Source organism: Pseudoalteromonas sp. Angola-4, from assembly GCF_028599265.1.
Lineage (GTDB): Bacteria > Pseudomonadota > Gammaproteobacteria > Enterobacterales > Alteromonadaceae > Pseudoalteromonas > Pseudoalteromonas atlantica.
Map to the genome: position 1 here is coordinate 1 of NZ_JAQREK010000045.1, position 801 is coordinate 801.

1 pseudogene is annotated in these 801 nt (G+C 44.2%); it reads left to right on the plus strand.

The annotated features are described in order from the left end of the window. A pseudogene (secD, locus tag PSH48_RS20670) lies at positions 1–801 on the plus strand (protein translocase subunit SecD); the annotation flags it as partial.

Sequence of the window (801 nt, forward strand, 5' to 3'; positions counted from 1 at the left end):
GATGAGTACCAGCGTCCACAAGTAAGCATTAAACTCGATAGTAAAGGTGGGGCAAAAATGAATGCCTTCACCAAACGTGCTATTGGTAAACGTATGGCTACCGTATTTATTGAGTACAAGCCATCGGGTAAAAAAGATAGCGAAGGTAAAGCACTTCCACCGATTAAAGTGGAAGAAGTGATTAACGTAGCAACCATTCAAGCGCGTCTTGACCGTTCATTCCGTATTACCGGTATGGATAACCCCGCTGAAGCACATAACTTAAGTTTACTACTTCGTGCGGGTGCGCTGGTTGCGCCTATTCAAATAGTAGAAGAACGTACTGTTGGGCCAAGCCTAGGTCAAGAAAACATTGAAGCAGTTATGACCGCTGTAGCCTTAGGTTTTGCATTTGTACTGGCCTTTATGCTTATTTACTACAAAGGTTTTGGTCTTGTTGCGAATATCGCACTGGCTGCCAACTTAGTACTTATTATTGGTGTAATGTCGTAATTCCAGGTGCAACGCTTACCCTACCGGGTATCGCAGGTATTGTATTAACCGTGGGTATGGCTGTTGATGCGAACGTACTTATATTTGAGCGTATTCGTGAAGAGCTCGCTGATGGCCGCAGCCCTCAACAAGCGGTTCATTTTGGTTACGATAGTGCCTTTAGTACTATTTTTGATGCCAATATCACCACATTAATTGCGGCGATTATCTTGTTTGCTGTTGGTACCGGTCCTGTTGCAGGCTTTGCGGTAACCCTAGCAATTGGTATTTTAACCTCTATGTTTACAGCAATTGTAGGTACCCGTGCGG